The sequence below is a fragment of the Micrococcus sp. CH7 genome, assembly GCF_001595485.1.
Classification (GTDB): domain Bacteria; phylum Actinomycetota; class Actinomycetes; order Actinomycetales; family Micrococcaceae; genus Micrococcus; species Micrococcus luteus.
The window spans coordinates 1-14919 of the sequence record NZ_LOSQ01000044.1 but is presented as its reverse complement, the minus strand read 5'-3'; the positions used below and the strand labels follow the sequence as shown (position 1 = coordinate 14919).

At 73.1% G+C, this 14919-nt stretch carries 14 protein-coding genes and 2 pseudogenes; 8 read left to right on the top strand and 8 right to left on the bottom strand.

The features are described from left to right. Positions 1 to 102: 102 nt before the first annotated feature. The 3 genes from AUV08_RS10570 to AUV08_RS10560 all read left to right on the top strand — a co-directional run bounded on the left by AUV08_RS10570 (position 103) and on the right by AUV08_RS10560 (position 4130). Positions 103 to 708 (top strand): TetR/AcrR family transcriptional regulator, encoded by a 606-nt coding sequence (locus tag AUV08_RS10570; RefSeq protein ID WP_061866814.1) that lies wholly within the window; start codon positions 103 to 105, stop codon positions 706 to 708. Between the two features lie 230 nt (positions 709 to 938). Beyond that, entirely contained in the window at positions 939 to 1505 is a 567-nt protein-coding gene (locus AUV08_RS10565) for a DinB family protein (protein WP_041104677.1), read from the top strand. 93 nt (positions 1506 to 1598) lie between these two features. Beyond that, positions 1599 to 4130, top strand: coding sequence for an HAD-IC family P-type ATPase (locus AUV08_RS10560; protein ID WP_061866813.1), 2532 nt, complete (start codon positions 1599 to 1601; stop codon positions 4128 to 4130). Positions 4131 to 4136: 6 nt separating this feature from the next. On the opposite strand, the gene AUV08_RS12015 is transcribed toward AUV08_RS10560, so the two are convergent. After that, positions 4137 to 4286, bottom strand: a complete 150-nt coding sequence (locus tag AUV08_RS12015; protein ID WP_157554049.1) for a hypothetical protein — start codon at positions 4284 to 4286, stop codon at positions 4137 to 4139. A 631-nt stretch (positions 4287 to 4917) separates the two neighbouring features. On the opposite strand from AUV08_RS12015, the gene AUV08_RS10550 reads away from it, so the two are divergent. After that, positions 4918 to 5370: an acyl-CoA thioesterase gene (locus AUV08_RS10550; protein WP_010080066.1), complete on the top strand. Its 453-nt coding sequence runs from the start codon at positions 4918 to 4920 to the stop codon at positions 5368 to 5370. A 97-nt stretch (positions 5371 to 5467) separates the two neighbouring features. Here the strand turns inward: AUV08_RS10550 and AUV08_RS10545 are convergent, their stop codons facing one another. From AUV08_RS10545 to AUV08_RS10525, 5 genes are all read right to left on the bottom strand, one after another. Further along, complete coding sequence (locus AUV08_RS10545; protein WP_061866811.1) at positions 5468 to 6103, bottom strand: energy-coupling factor transporter transmembrane protein EcfT; 636 nt, start codon at positions 6101 to 6103, stop codon at positions 5468 to 5470. Continuing rightward, on the bottom strand, positions 6103 to 6795 hold the full coding sequence (locus AUV08_RS10540) for an energy-coupling factor ABC transporter ATP-binding protein (RefSeq protein ID WP_231862040.1): 693 nt from the start codon (positions 6793 to 6795) through the stop codon (positions 6103 to 6105). The genes AUV08_RS10545 and AUV08_RS10540 overlap by 1 nt, the downstream gene beginning before the upstream one ends. A 373-nt stretch (positions 6796 to 7168) precedes the next feature. Then, entirely contained in the window at positions 7169 to 8359 is a 1191-nt protein-coding gene (locus AUV08_RS10535; protein WP_041104673.1) for a hypothetical protein, read from the bottom strand. Beyond that, complete coding sequence (locus AUV08_RS10530) at positions 8356 to 9648, bottom strand: class I adenylate-forming enzyme family protein (protein ID WP_159833549.1); 1293 nt, start codon at positions 9646 to 9648, stop codon at positions 8356 to 8358. The genes AUV08_RS10535 and AUV08_RS10530 overlap by 4 nt, the downstream gene beginning before the upstream one ends. 8 nt (positions 9649 to 9656) lie before the next feature. Beyond that, the gene (locus tag AUV08_RS10525; protein WP_041104671.1) at positions 9657 to 10322 is read right to left on the bottom strand and encodes a biotin transporter BioY; all 666 of its coding nucleotides are present in this window, start codon (positions 10320 to 10322) and stop codon (positions 9657 to 9659) included. Positions 10323 to 10803: 481 nt separating this feature from the next. On the opposite strand from AUV08_RS10525, the gene AUV08_RS10520 reads away from it, so the two are divergent. After that, on the top strand, positions 10804 to 11637 hold the full coding sequence (locus AUV08_RS10520; RefSeq protein ID WP_061866807.1) for an aldo/keto reductase: 834 nt from the start codon (positions 10804 to 10806) through the stop codon (positions 11635 to 11637). A gap of 121 nt (positions 11638 to 11758) precedes the next feature. Here the strand turns inward: AUV08_RS10520 and AUV08_RS10515 are convergent. Next, a pseudogene (locus tag AUV08_RS10515) lies at positions 11759 to 11992 on the bottom strand (ISL3 family transposase); the annotation flags it as partial. 84 nt (positions 11993 to 12076) lie between these two features. Beyond that, the gene (locus tag AUV08_RS10510; protein WP_049148029.1) at positions 12077 to 12442 is read right to left on the bottom strand and encodes a helix-turn-helix transcriptional regulator; all 366 of its coding nucleotides are present in this window, start codon (positions 12440 to 12442) and stop codon (positions 12077 to 12079) included. An 81-nt stretch (positions 12443 to 12523) separates the two neighbouring features. Between AUV08_RS10510 and arsB the strand changes: the two genes are divergently transcribed. From arsB to AUV08_RS10495, 3 genes and pseudogenes are all read left to right on the top strand, one after another. After that, positions 12524 to 13615, top strand: a complete 1092-nt coding sequence (gene arsB, locus AUV08_RS10505) for an ACR3 family arsenite efflux transporter (RefSeq protein ID WP_036381392.1) — start codon at positions 12524 to 12526, stop codon at positions 13613 to 13615. Between the two features lie 23 nt (positions 13616 to 13638). Next, positions 13639 to 14067, top strand: a complete 429-nt coding sequence (locus AUV08_RS10500; RefSeq protein ID WP_002855764.1) for a low molecular weight phosphatase family protein — start codon at positions 13639 to 13641, stop codon at positions 14065 to 14067. A 28-nt stretch (positions 14068 to 14095) separates the two neighbouring features. Beyond that, positions 14096 to 14830 (top strand): annotated as a pseudogene (locus AUV08_RS10495) (FAD-dependent oxidoreductase); the annotation flags it as partial. Between the last annotated feature and the right edge of the window lie 89 nt (positions 14831 to 14919).

The following is a 14919-nucleotide window of genomic DNA, read 5'->3' as shown; positions in this document are numbered from 1 at the left end:
GCGGGGGGCGTTTCGATCCCTGCCGTAGGGTTCAGCGAGCCCCCGCATCCTCATCTCCCGACCACGGGCCATCCCATCCGCCGACCCAGCCCCGAGGACCCGATGAACACCCCCCTGCCCTTCGATCAGGACGATCTCTCCTCCCCCGCGCGCCTGCGCCTGGCGGCCCTCGAGCTGTATGCCGAGCGGGGGGTCGAGATGGCCAGCGTCCGCGAGATAGCGCAACGGGCCGGCGTCGCCCCCGGGCTGGTGCGGCACCACTTCGGCAGCAAGGCGGGGCTGACCCGCGCCGTCGACGACGACGTGCTGCGCCTGATCGCCGCGACCCTCGACGAGGTCCCGCTCGTGGGCACCCCACAGGTGGTGTCCGCGGCCCGCGACGCGGCGTTCGCGGACCTGCTGGCCGACCACCCGGTGGTGGGGGCCTACGTGCGCCGCTCGCTGCTGGAGGCCGGCGGGGAGACCGAGTCCCTGCTGGAGCGCCTCGTGGACCTGACCACGGAACAGACCGAGCGCCTGCGCCGGTCCGGCTTCGCCCCGCGGCGCAGCATGCCGACGTCCGTGTTCGGCACCGTCATCCGGCAGATGGGGCACCTGATGGTCGACCCGTCGGCGGACCGCATCTGGCGCCGGATCGCCGAGACCCAGGAGGGCGCCGCCGAGCAGGCGAGCCCGCGGGTGCGACTCGTGGTCGATCCGCCGCGGTGAGCAGGATCGCCTCCGACCGCGAGGGCGTCATGCACCTCGTCCGCCAGGCCGACGACGCCGGCCCGCCCGTTCCGGGAACGCCTGCGGTCGGTATGGGCGCACTTTTCAGGCTCAAAGCGACCGCACGCGTTCCAGGTCCGCCACCTCACCCGCCCCCGGCCGCCCGCGCCCCCGCCCCCGGACGCGCCGTTTCCCGAACGACAACGCGGGTGGGGCGTAGCCTGGCCGCCATGACCACCGTGTTCTACGACGACCAGGGCCGCCCCGAGCCGCCCTTCGCCGCGGGCGAGGCTGCCACCCTGCTGGGCTTCCTCGACTTCCTGCGCGCCACGATCGAGTGGAAGACGGCGGACCTGGACACGGCGGCGCTGCACCGCCGGCTGCCGGGGCACCCGTCCGCGATGACGCTCGGCGGCCTGCTCAAGCACCTCGCGTTCGTCGAGTTCTGGTGGTTCGAGGCCGTCGCCCTCGGCGAGCCCACCTCGACGCCCTGGGTGGGCGCGGACTTCGACGCGGACCCCGACTGGGACTGGCACAGCGCGGCGCAGGACTCCGCGGCGGACCTGCGCGCCCTCTGGCAGGGCCAGGTGGAGCGGTCCCGGCAGATCGTGGTGGACCTGCTCGCGGCGGACGGCGACGACGGCGCCGCGGCCCTGGCCCGCGCCCACCGGATCCGGGAGGGGCGGGACCCGGTCTCGCTGCGGTGGATCCTCACCCACATGATCGAGGAGTACGGCCGCCACGCCGGCCACGCCGACCTGCTGCGCGAGGGGATCGACGGCCAGGCCGGCGAGTGAGCCCGCCCCACCCGCGGTCCCTCCTGCGGTCGCACCCGGGTTCATCCCCTCGTCGGATGCCCGGCCCCACGCCGGCTGGGTAGATTCTGTGCCATGGCCTCCCCCTCCCCTGCGTCCGCGCACCCGTCCGCCCCCGAGAGCGGGACGGGCCTGGGGTTCACCGGCGCGGCGGGGATCACCGGGCTCACCGCCGCCGAGGTCGCCGAGCGGGAGGCCGCGGGCCTGGTCAACGTCCAGTCGCGGGACACGTCCCGCTCGCTGGGGCAGATCCTGCGCGTGCACGTGTTCACGCTGTTCAACCTGGCGATCGCGCTGTGCGCCGTCGTCGTGATCCTGATGGGCCGCTGGCTGGACCTGCTGTTCTCGTTGGCGGCCGTGGCCAACGTGGTGATCGGCGTGGTCCAGGAGTACTCGGCCAAGCGGAAGCTGGACCGGATCGCGCTGCTGCACCAGGACGACGTCGTCGTCATCCGGGACGGGGCGCGCGTGCCCCTGCCGATGGCGCAGATCGTGCGGGACGACGTCGTGGTGCTGCGCCGCGGCGACCAGGTGCCCGTGGACGGCGAGGTCCTCGTCTCGGACGGCCTGGACATGGACGAGGCGCTGCTCACCGGCGAGAACGACCCCGTGCCCAAGACCCCCGGGGACGCCGTGCTCTCGGGCTCGGCCGTCGTGGCCGGCGCGGGCCTGGTGCGCGCGACGGCGGTGGGCTCGGCCTCGCACGCGGCCCGGCTCAGCGCCGAGGCCCGCCGCTACTCCGCCATCCGCTCGGAGCTGCGCGGCGCCCTGGAGACGGTGGCCCGCTGGCTGACGATCGCCCTGGTGCCGATCATCGCGGTGATCGTGCACGGCCAGATGACGGCGGTCGGCGGCTGGTCCCTCGCCCTCTCCCAGCCGCGCGAGGCCGCCCTGGAGCCCGCGCTGATCGCGTCCGTGGCGGCGGTGACCAGCATGATCCCGCAGGGCCTGGCGCTCATGACGACCATCGCGTTCGCCGTGGCCGCGCTCAAGCTGGCCCAGCAGGAGGTCCTCATCCAGGAGCAGCCCGCCGTGGAGGTCCTGGCCCGCGTGGACACCGTCTGCCTGGACAAGACCGGCACCCTCACCGAGGGCGGCGTCCGGTTCGACCGGCTCGCCGCGCCCGCCTCGGCGGACGCGTCCCCGGACGCCCACGACGACGGCGCCCCGGCCGAGGTCGGCGACGGGGCTCGGGCCGTGCTCGCCTGGTTCGGCGCGGACCCGGACGTGAACCCCACCGCGGCGGCCCTGCGCGAGCCCTTCACGGCCGTCCCGGCGGTGGACCCCGCGGCCCAGGTGGCGTTCTCCTCCGCGCGCCGGTGGTCGGCGGTCGCGTTCGGCCCGGAGGCCGGGGCCGCGGCCGGCACGTGGCTGCTCGGTGCGCCCGAGGCCCTCGTGGACGAGCGGCTCCTGGGCCCCGACGCCGCCGAGGCCGTCCGCGCCCAGGTCCACGCCGACGCGGACGCCGGCCGCCGCGTGCTGCTGCTGGCCCGCACGGACGAGCCCCTGATCGGGGATGCGTTGCCCGCCGGAGGCGTCCCGGTCGCCGTCGTGACGTTCCGCGAGAACGTGCGCCCGGACGCCGCCGAGACCCTCGACTACTTCCACGCGCAGGGCGTGCGGACCGTGGTGATCTCCGGGGACAGCCCGCGCACCGTGGCCGCCGTGGCGCGCGAGGTGGGTCTCGAGGTGGCGGGCCAGGCCTACGACGGGCGCACCCTGCCGGAGGACCCCGGCGCGCTCGCCGACGTGATGGCCGAGCACGACGTGTTCGGCCGCGTCAGCCCGGACCAGAAGAAGGCGATGGTGCAGGCGCTGCAGTCGCGCGGGCACGTGGTGGCCATGACCGGCGACGGCGTGAACGACGCCCTGGCCCTGAAGACCGCGGACCTGGGCATCGCCATGGGCAACGCGGCCCCGGCCACCAAGGCGGTGTCCCGGATGGTGCTCCTGGACGGGCGCTTCGACCGCCTGCCACGCGTGCTCGGCGAGGGCCGCCAGGTGATCGCCAACATGGAGCGGCTCGCCCACATCTACCTGACGAAGACGACGTACGCGCTGCTGTTCGGCGTGGTGTTCTCCCTGTTCGCGTGGCAGTTCCCGCTGCTGCCACGGCAGGCCTCCACCGTGGACTTCATCATGATCGGCGCACCCACGTTCTTCCTCGCCCTGCTGCCGAACCCGCGCCGCTACGTGCCCGGCTTCCTGGGGCGGGCGCTGCGGTTCGCGATCCCCTCCGGCGCGGTGATCCTGCTGTCCATGGTGACGTTGCAGACGTACGTGCGCCTCACCGCCGGCGACGTCGACCTGCCCCGCCAGCAGGCCGCCTTCATGATCACCCTGACCCTGCTGGGCCTGTGGGTGCTCAGCGTGATGTCCCGGCCGCTGAGCGCGCGCGTGGTGGTCCTCATCCTGGCGATGTACGCGGTGCTGGCCGCCGTCGTGCTGGTGCCGGCCTCCCGCTGGTACCACCGGATGGAGGTCCCGCCCACGGACGTGCTCGTGGCCGCGCTGGTGGTCGCCGCGCTCGGGTGCGGACTGATCGAAATCATCCACCAGGTGCACCGCCGCCACGTGGCGCGGGTGCTGGCCGCCGCGGGGGCCTGAGACCCCTCAGCGGCGGGCCCGGCGCACCGCCGCCCGGTAGCCGCACCACTCCGACACCAGCACGACGACGGCGAGCAGCAGGTACGCGACGTCCCACGCGCTGGGCCGCTCCCCGGCCACCACGCCCGGGAGACGGGTGGCCAGGATGAGCAGCACGAGCGCGGTGACCGCCCAGGCCCGCTGGCGAGGCGGCGGGCCCAGGCATCGTCGTCGAGGGCGGCGGGGGGCTCCCCCACGGGCCGGCGGGCCGCCGGGAGCAGCCGGTGCGCGAGCCAGGCGAGGCCCGCGCAGACCGGGGCGACGGCGAGCAGCCAGAACGTGCTCCCGGTGAACAGGTGCGTCTGCGCGTTCACCTCCACGAGCCACCAGGCGAGCACCAGCACGAAGGCCAGGAGGGCGTCGCCGGCCACCAGCGTGGCGGCCAGCCGCGGGACGCGGACGAGGAGCCGCTCCCAGAGGACCATCACCGCCACCCCGGCCATGCCCATGAGCACCGGGGCCAGCAGCAGCCCCCACGTGTAGTCGGTGGTGAGCCCGTCCCGGAGCAGCCAGACCAGGCAGAACAGGACGGCGATGCCGGCGGCGACCGTGAAGCCGACCACCGGCACATCGCGCCAGGTGGCGTCGGGTGTGGCGGGGTCGGGGTGGGGGCGGATGGTCATCGGTCGGGTCCCTCCTGTGTGGTCCGTTGCGGATCCCTGCCGGCGACCCTACGGCCCGGTCGAGCACGTCTCCGCATCGGGCGCCCTCCCTCGTGCCGGCGTCGGCGTCGCTCTACCGTGGGGCCATGGACTCCACGCTCTTCACCCGTTCGGCCGACCGCGCCGCCCACGACGACGTCAACTTCCGCACCCGCAAGTGGGTCAAGCCGGAGGACCTCAACGCGAACAACACCCTCTTCGGCGGGTCGCTGCTGCGCTGGGTCGACGAGGAGGCGGCCATCTACGCGACCCTGCAGCTGGGCAACCCGCGGTGCGTGACGAAGCTGATCTCGGAGATCAACTTCCTGGCCTCGGCGAAGCAGGGCGACATGATCGAGATGGGCCTGCGCGCCACCGAGTTCGGGCGCACGTCCCTGACCATGCGGGCGAAGGTGCGGAACATCGTGACCGGCGAGATGATCCTGACCATCGACAAGATCGTGTTCGTGTCCCTGGGCGAGGACGGCAAGCCCGTGCCCCACGGCTTCACCGAGATCACCTACGACCGCGACCGTCTGCCCCTGGACGGCCCCCTCTGAGCCGGCCCACCACCCCACGCGGTCCGGGGGCGGAACTCGGGGATCCCCACCCCGAATACCGCCGAGTTCCGCCCCCAACGCGGAAGGGCGGGCAGCTCTAGTCGATGCCGCGGGCGGCCAGGGCGTCCCCGACGTCGTCCGCGTGCTTGAAGCTGAGCACCAGCAGCGGCAGCGCCCAGGCCCACGGCGCCATCCGCACCCCGCGGGCGGCCTGCGCATGCCGGATCTGCTCGGCCAGCGCCCGCAGGTGGCCGATCGAGGAGAGCACCAGGCCCATCGCCAGGCCCACGCGGTCGGCGCGGAACCCCGCCCGCGCCAGGCGCGGCCCCGCCCACGGGATCCGCTCGACCGGCCGCAGCACCGCCTCGGCCGCCCCGGTCATGTCCGCGATCCGGGTGGTGCGCGTCAGCACCTGCGCGGTGAGCACGAGCCCGAGCACGCGCGCCACCATGAGTCCGGCGGCGAATGCGTCGGTGAAGATCCACTGCGCCGCGAACAGGACCACGTAGAAGAGCCACAGAGCGCGCAGGTCGGAGGCGATCATCGCCGCCCCACGCCGCAGCCCGAAGCCCACGAGATACGCGGTCACGGCGCCCACGACGGCGGCGCCGGCCGTCCACAGGGACGGCGGCAGCAGGGTCAGGGCCAGCACCCACACCGCGAAGAGGCCCGTCTTGAGGCCGGCGCGGGCGTGGTGCAGGGGCGAGTCGCCGTGGATGTACAGGGAGAGCATCAGCGCAGCTCCGCCGCCACGGCGTGGTCCAGGAAGCGCTCGTACGCCTCGACCACGTCCTCGGCCGGGCCGGTCCGCTCCACACGGCCGCCGTGGATCCACACGGCCTCGTCGCACGCACGGGCCAGCTCGAGGTCGTGGGTCACCAGCAGCAGCTGGAACCCGTCCGGGGCGGAGGGGTCTGCGGCCAGCAGCCGGTCGGCCACGATCCGCCGGTGCCGGCCGTCCAGCAGGGAGGTCGGCTCGTCGGCGATCACCAGGGACGGCCCGGCGGTCATCACCGAGCACATGGCCAGCCGCTGCGCCTGCCCCGAGGACAGGGACAGGCACGCCCGGTCCGCGAGCGCGGTGAGCCGGTGCTCCTGAAGCGCCGCGGCCACGCGCGCGGCGACGTCGTCCTGGGTCAGGCGGCGGCCGGCGTCGCCCCTGAGCGACTTCACGGTCAGCTCCACGTCCTCCCGGACGGTGGGCATGACCATCTGCGCGGCCGGGTTCGCGAACACGAAGCCGACGGTGCGGCGCAGCGCCTTCACGTCCCGGACGGCGTCCACCCCGTGCACGGTCACCTCCCCGGCGACGACGTCGGCCAGCCCGGCGATCGCGCGGGCCAGCGTGGACTTGCCGGAGCCGTTCTCCCCGATCACCGCCACGCGCGGGGCCGTGAGGATGAGGTCCACGCCGTCGAGGAGCACGACGACGCCCTCGGGGCCGTCGGCCTCGACGCGGACGCCCGTGAGGGTGACGGAACGGTCCTGCGGCGTGCTGGATGTGCGGTTGGGAACGGTCAGTGCAGGTCACCTCCAGGAGCAGGGTCATCCGCAGTCCTCCGGGCTGGGCGGGGGGCGGTGTGGGCCGTGCGGAGCCGGTGTGCGCTCCGGTGTGGAGCAGCGTTGGCTGAACAGCGTTCAAGAGTGTAACCCGGCGCGCCCCCACCTTGCCCGGGCGCACTTCTGCCACGTTCCCGGCCGATTCTGGGGTATGAGTGCGCCCAGGCGGGCCACCCGCGCGGTACTCGTGCGCCCAGGATGGACCTGCGGATGCCCTTCATGCCCCAGCACGGTCACCTCACGCCACCTCCAGCAGCATCGTTATCCCGAGCCCTCCGGCCACGGCGCAGGCGACCACGGCGCGCGCCCCGGGCGGCTGCCCCTGCAATCGGTGCACAGCCCGCACGACGGCCGCCGCGCCCGAGGCGCCCCATGGGTGCCCCAGCGCGAGCGCTCCCCCGGCCGCGTTGACGCGCCGGTCCACGCCCCAGTCGTCCAGGCCCTGGCGGTCCGAGCCCAGGGAGGCCGGCCCCGGCCGCGCGTGGTCGGTGAGGCCGAGCCGGTCCAGGGTAGCCAGCGCCTGCACGGCGTAGGCCTCCACCACCTCCACGACGGCGACCTCCCCCAGCCTCCAGTCGGCCGCGGCGAGAGCCCGCTCGACGGCGGCCACGGGGGCGATGCCGGGCAGAGCCGGGTCCCCGCCCCGGATCTCCGCCCCCACGATCCGCACCGGACGCAGACCACCCGCGGGCTCGTCCCGCCCCACCGGCGACCGCTCGCACGGCACCACCAGCACGGCGGCCGCGCCGTCGGCGATCCGCGCGGCGGTGCCCCCGGTGACCGCGGCGGCCGGGTCGGCGTCAGGGTGGACGGGCGTGAAGCGGGCGAGGGCGCGGGCGTCGAGGCGGCGCGGACCGTCGTCGTCGGGAGCGCCGGGCACCCGTTCGATGCGACGCAGTCCGGCCGCGGCGAGCGCGAGGGCGTGGGAGCGCGCGGCGAACGCCTCCTGGCGGGCGCGCGGCATCGCGTCCGCGGCGGCGAGGGCGTCAGCGGCGGCGGTCATGCCCGGGTCCGGCCAGCCGGACGGGACCATGGGCGCCTGCGTGTAGGGCACCCCGTCCCGGCTGCGCTGCGGAGCGGTGGACGGGGATTCGACGCCGCCACCCACGCACGGCCGGCCGGTGAACGCGGCGTGCTGGGCGGCCTGCAGCACCCCGGCCAGCCCGGCGCCGCACTGGGCGTCCACGGACCACCCCGGGGTGTGTTCGCCCAGACCGGCCGCGAGCGCGGCTATCCGCCCGAGGTTGCCACCGGGCCCTGTGCAGTTTCCGAGCACGACGGCGGCCACGTCCGCAGCGGCGGGGCCGGTCACCGCGGCCACGGCCTGGGCGGACAGCGCGCCGGCATCGAGACCGGCCTGCCCGCGGGAGCGGGCCGTGAACGCGGTCCGGGCGGCGGCGGTGATCCACAACCCCGGGGTGGTGGTCATGCGCTGCCTCCGGGCGGGTCGGGGAATGCGGCGACGTCGGGGGCCATCCGGCGGATCTTGCCGCTGCCGGTGCGCTCGAGCCGGTCCACCACCTGCCAACGTCGCGGCCGCGCGGCCGGGGGCAGGTGCGTGCGGGCGTGCTCCTTGAGGGCAGCCAGCACGACGTCGGCGGGCAGGCCGGGTGCCGGCTCCACGTGGGCGACGACGAGGCTCCCCAGCCGCGGGGCGGGCTCGCCCTGGACGAGCACGGCGGTGCACACCGGGACCGCGTGGGGAGCGGAGTCCCCGCCGGAGGCCGTGCTCTCGCGACGGACCGTGGCGCGCAGCAGCTCGGCCTCCACCTCGGCCGGGATCACGGTGGCTCCGCCGGTGAGGATGGCGTCGTCGGCGCGACCGCGCAGGTGCAGGACGCCGTCGTCGTCGATCTGGGCCCGGTCCCCGGTGCAGAGCCAGCCGTCGGCGCCCCAGCGGGGTGTGCCGTCGGTCAGGCGGGTGCCGTCGGGCTCGGCGAGCTGGTCCGAGCGCACGTGCAGGACGCCCTCGCGGATCTCGAGACGCACGCCGGGCAGGGCACGCAGGCCGGAGCCGTCCGGGTCCACGGCCACGAAGCTGGCCTCGGCGGACCCGTAGTAGTGGACCACGCGCAGGCCCAGGGCGGCGGCGCGCTCGCGCAACTGACCGGGCAGACGGTCCCCGCCCACCAGGACGACGCGCGGGCCAGCGGGGGCGCTGGCGGCCCGGACCGCGGCCAGCAGATCGCAGAGGTCGGCCAGCTGTGCGGGCGTGCAGTGCACCGCCGCGGCCCCGCCCGTGACGTCCGCCGCGCGCAGCCGGGCGCGGCTGGGCACGAGCAGCCGTGCACCGACATGCGCGCACAGGTCCGCCGCGTTGACCGCCATCGAGGACACCGGGTGCACGGGGACGAGCAGGCTCTCACCCGGCTCCAGGCCGAGCCAGTCCTCGACGAGCCGGTGGCCGGTCCGCCAGGAGTCGGCCGTGCGCAGGATCACGCGGGGCCGTCCCGTGGTTCCGGAGGTGAAGGCCGCCCAGCCGATCCGGGCGGCCCGGTCGGGAGCCCGCGCGGTCAGTTCGGCCAGCAGCGCCTCGGCGTGCCCGACGCCGGCCTGCCACTGCGCCACGGACCATCGCTCGTCGCCCACGAGCGGGACCAGCCCGGCAGTCCGGGCCTCCAGCGCCCGGCGCAGCACGGCTTCGTGGTCCGCGCCCCGCAGCGGGGCGAGGCGGGAGACGGCGGGGGCGACGTCGTCGTCGGACGGGGGCAGGCGCACCGGAGGGATCACCGGAAGGCGCGCGGGTAGGCCTTCCACAGGCCGGCGCAAAGGAGGACGGCGATGACGAGCTTGGTGAGGTCGCCGGGCACGAACACGGCCATGGAGAGCATCGCGGCGCCGAACTCCATGCCCTGGACACCGACGAAGCCGAACGCACCGAACACATACACCATGATCACGCCGCCGATCAGACCGGCCACGGCGGCCGCCAGCGCGATCCGTCCGGCGCTCAGGCCGGGGCGGGAGCGGGAGGTGAGAGCCCAGAAGATCAGGCCGACGATCATCGCCGAGGGGATCCAGCCGAGGATGAAGCCGACCGACGGGCCCACGAACACACCCAGACCCCCGCGACCACCGGTGAGCAGGGGCAGGCCGAGCGCCACGAGCGCGTTGAACAGCGCCATCGAGGCGGCCCCGCGCCACGGGCCGAGGATCACACCGGCCAGGATCACGGCGATGTTCTGCAGCACGATCGGGGCGGGCACACCGGCGACGGCGATCGGCGGCACCAGACCGAGCACGGCCATCAACGCGGTCATGACGGCGATGCGCGCGAGGCTGCCGCCGGCGGAACCGTGACGGGGGCGGCCGGCGTCGGCGGGGCGGTCCGCCGTCGTGGTGGCCGCGGGGCGGACGTGGCCGTCGTGGGACGAGGGCACGGAAGTGCTCATGGAGGGACTCCTGGTGCGGAAGCGAGTGCGAGGGGGCGCTGCCGAGGCGCGGGGCGCATGGCGAGGGCCCGACGAGTTGAACAGTGTTCAGGAGTCTACTGCAGGGGCGGAGGTGTGGGCGGCCGGGGTGCGCTGCCAGGGTGACAGGCGAGACTGTGGGCGGCTTGGGCGTTGTGCTGACCGGCGATCAGCAGGAACGAGGTATGCGGCCCGAGACGGGAACCTGGACACCAGCCGCTCACCCGATGACCTCTGCCTTCTGTTCCGCCGTGGTGGTACCGTCCAGCCCACCGGCGCCGGAAACCGCTCGTGAGCAGCCCGGTACGCCACATGGCGCAGGCGGGGCTGACTACCAGCTCGACACCCGGCACCTCGGTACCCGCCACCCTCCTATAAGCCAGCACCGGTCGAGGACGCGCCGACCCTTCGAGGATCTCAGCCCACGTCCCACCTCAGGACAACCAGAAGGAAGTGATCGCGGATGCGACGGATAACGCTGCCGAGCGGTGAGTCCATCCCTGTGCTGGGCCAGGGCACCTGGGGCTGGGGTGAGGACCCCGGCCGCCGCGGCGACGAGGTCGCCGCGCTGCACGCCGGCCTCGAGCTGGGCATGACGCTGGTCGACACCGCCGAGATGTACGCCGACGGCGGCGCGGAGGAGGTGGTCGGTGAAGCACTGGCGGGTCGCCGCGACGAGGCGTTCGTGGTCAGCAAGGTCATGCCGTCCCACGCCTCCCGTTCCGGCACGATCGCGGCCTGCGAACGCAGCCTGAAACGCCTGGGCACCGATCGGATCGACCTCTACCTGCTGCACTGGCAGGGCAGGTACCCGCTGCAGGACACCGTCGCAGCCTTCCACCAGCTCGTCGAGGACGGGAAAATCCGATACTGGGGCGTCAGCAACTTCGACCACCGGGCCCTCGCCGAGCTGCAGGACGTGCCGGGCAGCAGCGGGCTGGCCACGGATCAGGTGCTGTACAACCTGTCGCGGCGAGGACCGGAGTACGACCTGCTGCCGTGGTGCACCGACCACCAGCTGCCGGTCATGGCGTACTCGCCGATCGAGCAGGGCCGCATCCTTGACGACACGACGCTGAACGACGTCGCGGCCCGTCACAGCGTCAGCCCCGCGGCGGCGGCCCTTGCCTGGGTGCTGCGCCGCGACTCGCTCTGCACGATCCCCAAGGCGAGCAGCCCGCAGCACGTGCGCGACAACGCCACAGCACTGGACGTGCAGCTGACCCGCGAAGACCTGGATGCTCTGGACCGTGCGTTTCCGCCCCCGAGCGGACCGCGACCACTGGAAATGCTGTGACCCTGCCCCAGGGCGCAGCCCGGTCGGTCCGGGCGGTCCGGGCAGTCCGGGCAGCGCTCCGGTCAGCGCAAGTCTCCGAAGGACCTGCCTGTCACCTCCTCCTGAACCTGTGCACGCCAACCATCGACTCCTTTCCTCGAGCCCTGTCGGGTTCGCGGTAGGCGCTGATCATCCGCTGGCAGGTCCCCCAAGTGGCCTCGAGCCGGGCCCTCTGCTTGTCGGTGAGCAACCCGGTTCCGGCGTGCAGGGTTCGACGGGCGGAGTAGAGCGGGTCGCCCGTGCGGCCGCGGTGGCCATGCAGGTCCTGCTGGACCCGGCGGTGGCAGCGGACCAACGCGTCGCCGGCTAACCGGACTGCGAGCGACCGGCGTTGTGGACGCAGACGACCTGGACACTGGGCCGTGCGGTCAGGAGGATCTCCAAAGTCGGCGGCGGGGGTTCAGGCGATGTCGAGGAAGGAACGGAGCTCGGCGAAGGCCGACGGCACGACGGAGTAGTGCGCCCAGCGGCCCTTCTGCTCGCGCGTGAGCAGGCCAGCGTCGACGAGCTTCTTCATGTGGTGACTCACGGTCGGCTGGCTGATGCCCAGCGGCTCGGTGAGATCACAGGCGCAGACCGAATTGCAGCCCTGAGCAGCGACATGGGACAGAAGCCGGAGACGGGTCGGGTCGGAAAGCGCCTTGAGCAAGGACGCGATCCTCTCGGCCTCGACGCTGTCGACGGGCCCCGCTGAGAGCCTGCAGCACTCCTCAGGGCCGTTCATCGTCTCGAGCCCGGCAGTTGTGATCGCGGTCGTCGTGGACATGTCCCCACCTTACATTGACAGTCATCGATGTGAAGCATAGCGTTCGCATCGATATCCGTCGATGGAAGGTGTCGAAGCCCGATGAGTACGACCACCAAGGATGTGGAGCAGCCCCGCGTGATGAAGGAGATGTCCTTCCTCGATCGCTGGCTCCCGGTGTGGATCCTGGCCGCCATGGCAGTGGGTCTCCTGCTGGGACGGTTCATCCCCGGCCTGAACACCGCGCTGGAGGCGGTGAAGATCGGATCCGTGTCCCTGCCCATTGCGATCGGACTGTTGGTGATGATGTACCCGGTCCTGGCGAAGGTCCGCTACGACGAGACCCGGCGCATCGGCGCGGACCGACGCCTGCTGGTGACCTCGCTGGTGCTGAACTGGATCGTCGGCCCGGCACTCATGTTCGCCCTGGCCTGGATCTTCCTGGCCGACCTTCCAGAGTACCGCACCGGCCTGATCATCGTCGGACTCGCACGCTGCATCGCGATGGTCCTCATCTGGAACGACCTCGCCTGCGGTGACCGAGAAGCAGCCGCGGTGCTGGTCGCGATCAACTCCGTCTTCCAGGTGATCGCCTTCGGTGCCCTGGGCTGGTTCTACCTCCAGGCGCTGCCATCCTGGCTGGGGCTGCCGACCACGTCGGCCGAGTTCTCGATCGGCGCGATCGTCCTCAGCGTGCTGATCTTCCTCGGGATCCCGCTGGTCGCAGGGTTCCTGACCCGCATCCTCGGTGAGCGAGCCAAGGGTCGGACCTGGTACGAGGAGCGGTTCCTCCCGAAGATCGGCCCCTGGGCGCTGTACGGGCTGCTGTTCACCATCGTGCTGCTGTTCGCCCTCCAGGGCGACGCGATCATCTCCGCACCGGGGGACGTGGCCCGCATCGCCCTGCCGCTGCTGGTCTACTTCGTCGTCATGTTCCTGGGGTCCTTCCTGCTCGGCCGCGCGATCGGCCTCGACTACGCGAAGTCCACGACCGTCGCGTTCACGGCCTCGGGCAACAACTTCGAGCTCGCCATCGCCGTCGCCATCGGCACCTTCGGAGTCACCTCCGGCCAGGCCCTCGCCGGCGTCGTCGGCCCGCTGATCGAAGTCCCCGTCCTCGTCGCCCTCGTCTACGTCGCCCTCGCTATGGGGCGGCGCCTGTTCCCCGGCGACACCACCGCCCCCACCCGATGACCCCACAGAAGGATCCCCTCGCCATGACCACGAAGCGCCCTTCAGTCCTGTTCGTCTGCGTGAAGAACGGCGGCAAGTCCCAGATGGCCGCCGCCCTCATGCGCCATCACGCCGGGGATGAGGTCGACGTGCATTCCGCCGGCACCCGCCCGGGCACCGCCATCAACGCCCAGTCCGCGGAGGCGATCGCCGAGGTCGGCGCGGACATGTCCTCCGCCGTCCCGCAGCCGGTCACCCCCGAGCTGCTGCGAAGCGTCGACCACGTGATCGTCATCGGCGACGAAGCCGTCATCAAACCCGTCGAGGGCATGACCGCGCCGGTCACGACCTGGCACACCGATGAGCCCTCTCAGCGCGGCATCGAAGGGATGGAGCGGATGCGCTTGGTCCGCGACGACATCGACACCCACGTCCGCAAGCTCCTGACCGACCTCACCGGCACCGCGAACTGACCGCCCCGCAGCAAGGAGACTCATCATCTTGACCACCGCAACGAACTCACATCCCATTGTCGTCATCGGCGCTGGCCCCATCGGCCTTGCCGCCGCTGCCCACCTCTCTGAGCGCGGCCTGCCGTTCCTGATCCTCGAGGCCGGGACCGCGGCAGGAGCCGCGATCGCCGAGTGGGGGCACACGCGGCTCTTCTCGCCGTGGCAGTACAACCTCGACGCCGCCGCACAGCGTCTCCTCGAAGCTGCCGGCTGGACCGCACCCGACGCCGACGTTCTCCCGACCGGTCACGAACTGCGCGAGCATTACCTCGAACCGCTCGCGCAGCTTCCCCAGCTCGCCGAGTCGATCCGCTGCGGGGCGCGGGTCACCGCCGTCTCCCGCGCCGGCATCGACAAGACCCGCACCGCACGCCGCGAGGAGACCCCCTTCCTCGTCCGGATCCAGACCACCGACGGGCACAGCGAAGACGTGCTCGCCTCCGCGGTCATCGACGCCTCCGGCACCTGGTCCACGCCCAACCCCCTCGGACAGGCCGGGCTCCTTGCTCCCGGCGAGCAGCAGGCCCGCGCCGCGGGCCACATCACCGCGCCGCTGCCTGACGTGCAGGGCCGCGACCGTGACCGCTTCGCCGGCAAGCGAGTCATGGTGACCGGTGCCGGCCACTCAGCCGCCAATACCCTGCTGGACCTCGCAGGCCTGGAGGCCGACACCACCATCATTTGGGCCGCTCGCACCGCAGACCTCACCCGCGTCTACGGGGGTGAGCCGCCCCCTTCATTCGGTCCGGACGTTCTGTGAGTCGTCGGTTTCCATTTGATGGGTGCACTGCCGAGCGTACTCGGCTGGGGTTA

What these genes read in the sequence shown, in the direction of transcription:
- AUV08_RS10570 (WP_061866814.1), top strand. Translation starts at nt 103, where the DNA reads ATGAACACCCCCCTGCCCTTCGATCAGGACGATCTCTCCTCCCCCGCG.
- AUV08_RS10565 (WP_041104677.1), top strand. Translation starts at nt 939, where the DNA reads ATGACCACCGTGTTCTACGACGACCAGGGCCGCCCCGAGCCGCCCTTC.
- AUV08_RS10560 (WP_061866813.1), top strand. Translation starts at nt 1,599, where the DNA reads ATGGCCTCCCCCTCCCCTGCGTCCGCGCACCCGTCCGCCCCCGAGAGC.
- AUV08_RS10550 (WP_010080066.1), top strand. Translation starts at nt 4,918, where the DNA reads ATGGACTCCACGCTCTTCACCCGTTCGGCCGACCGCGCCGCCCACGAC.
- AUV08_RS10545 (WP_061866811.1), bottom strand. Translation starts at nt 6,103, where the DNA reads ATGCTCTCCCTGTACATCCACGGCGACTCGCCCCTGCACCACGCCCGC.
- AUV08_RS10535 (WP_041104673.1), bottom strand. Translation starts at nt 8,359, where the DNA reads ATGACCACCACCCCGGGGTTGTGGATCACCGCCGCCGCCCGGACCGCG.
- AUV08_RS10525 (WP_041104671.1), bottom strand. Translation starts at nt 10,322, where the DNA reads ATGAGCACTTCCGTGCCCTCGTCCCACGACGGCCACGTCCGCCCCGCG.
- AUV08_RS10520 (WP_061866807.1), top strand. Translation starts at nt 10,804, where the DNA reads ATGCGACGGATAACGCTGCCGAGCGGTGAGTCCATCCCTGTGCTGGGC.
- AUV08_RS10510 (WP_049148029.1), bottom strand. Translation starts at nt 12,442, where the DNA reads ATGTCCACGACGACCGCGATCACAACTGCCGGGCTCGAGACGATGAAC.
- arsB (WP_036381392.1), top strand. Translation starts at nt 12,524, where the DNA reads ATGAGTACGACCACCAAGGATGTGGAGCAGCCCCGCGTGATGAAGGAG.
- AUV08_RS10500 (WP_002855764.1), top strand. Translation starts at nt 13,639, where the DNA reads ATGACCACGAAGCGCCCTTCAGTCCTGTTCGTCTGCGTGAAGAACGGC.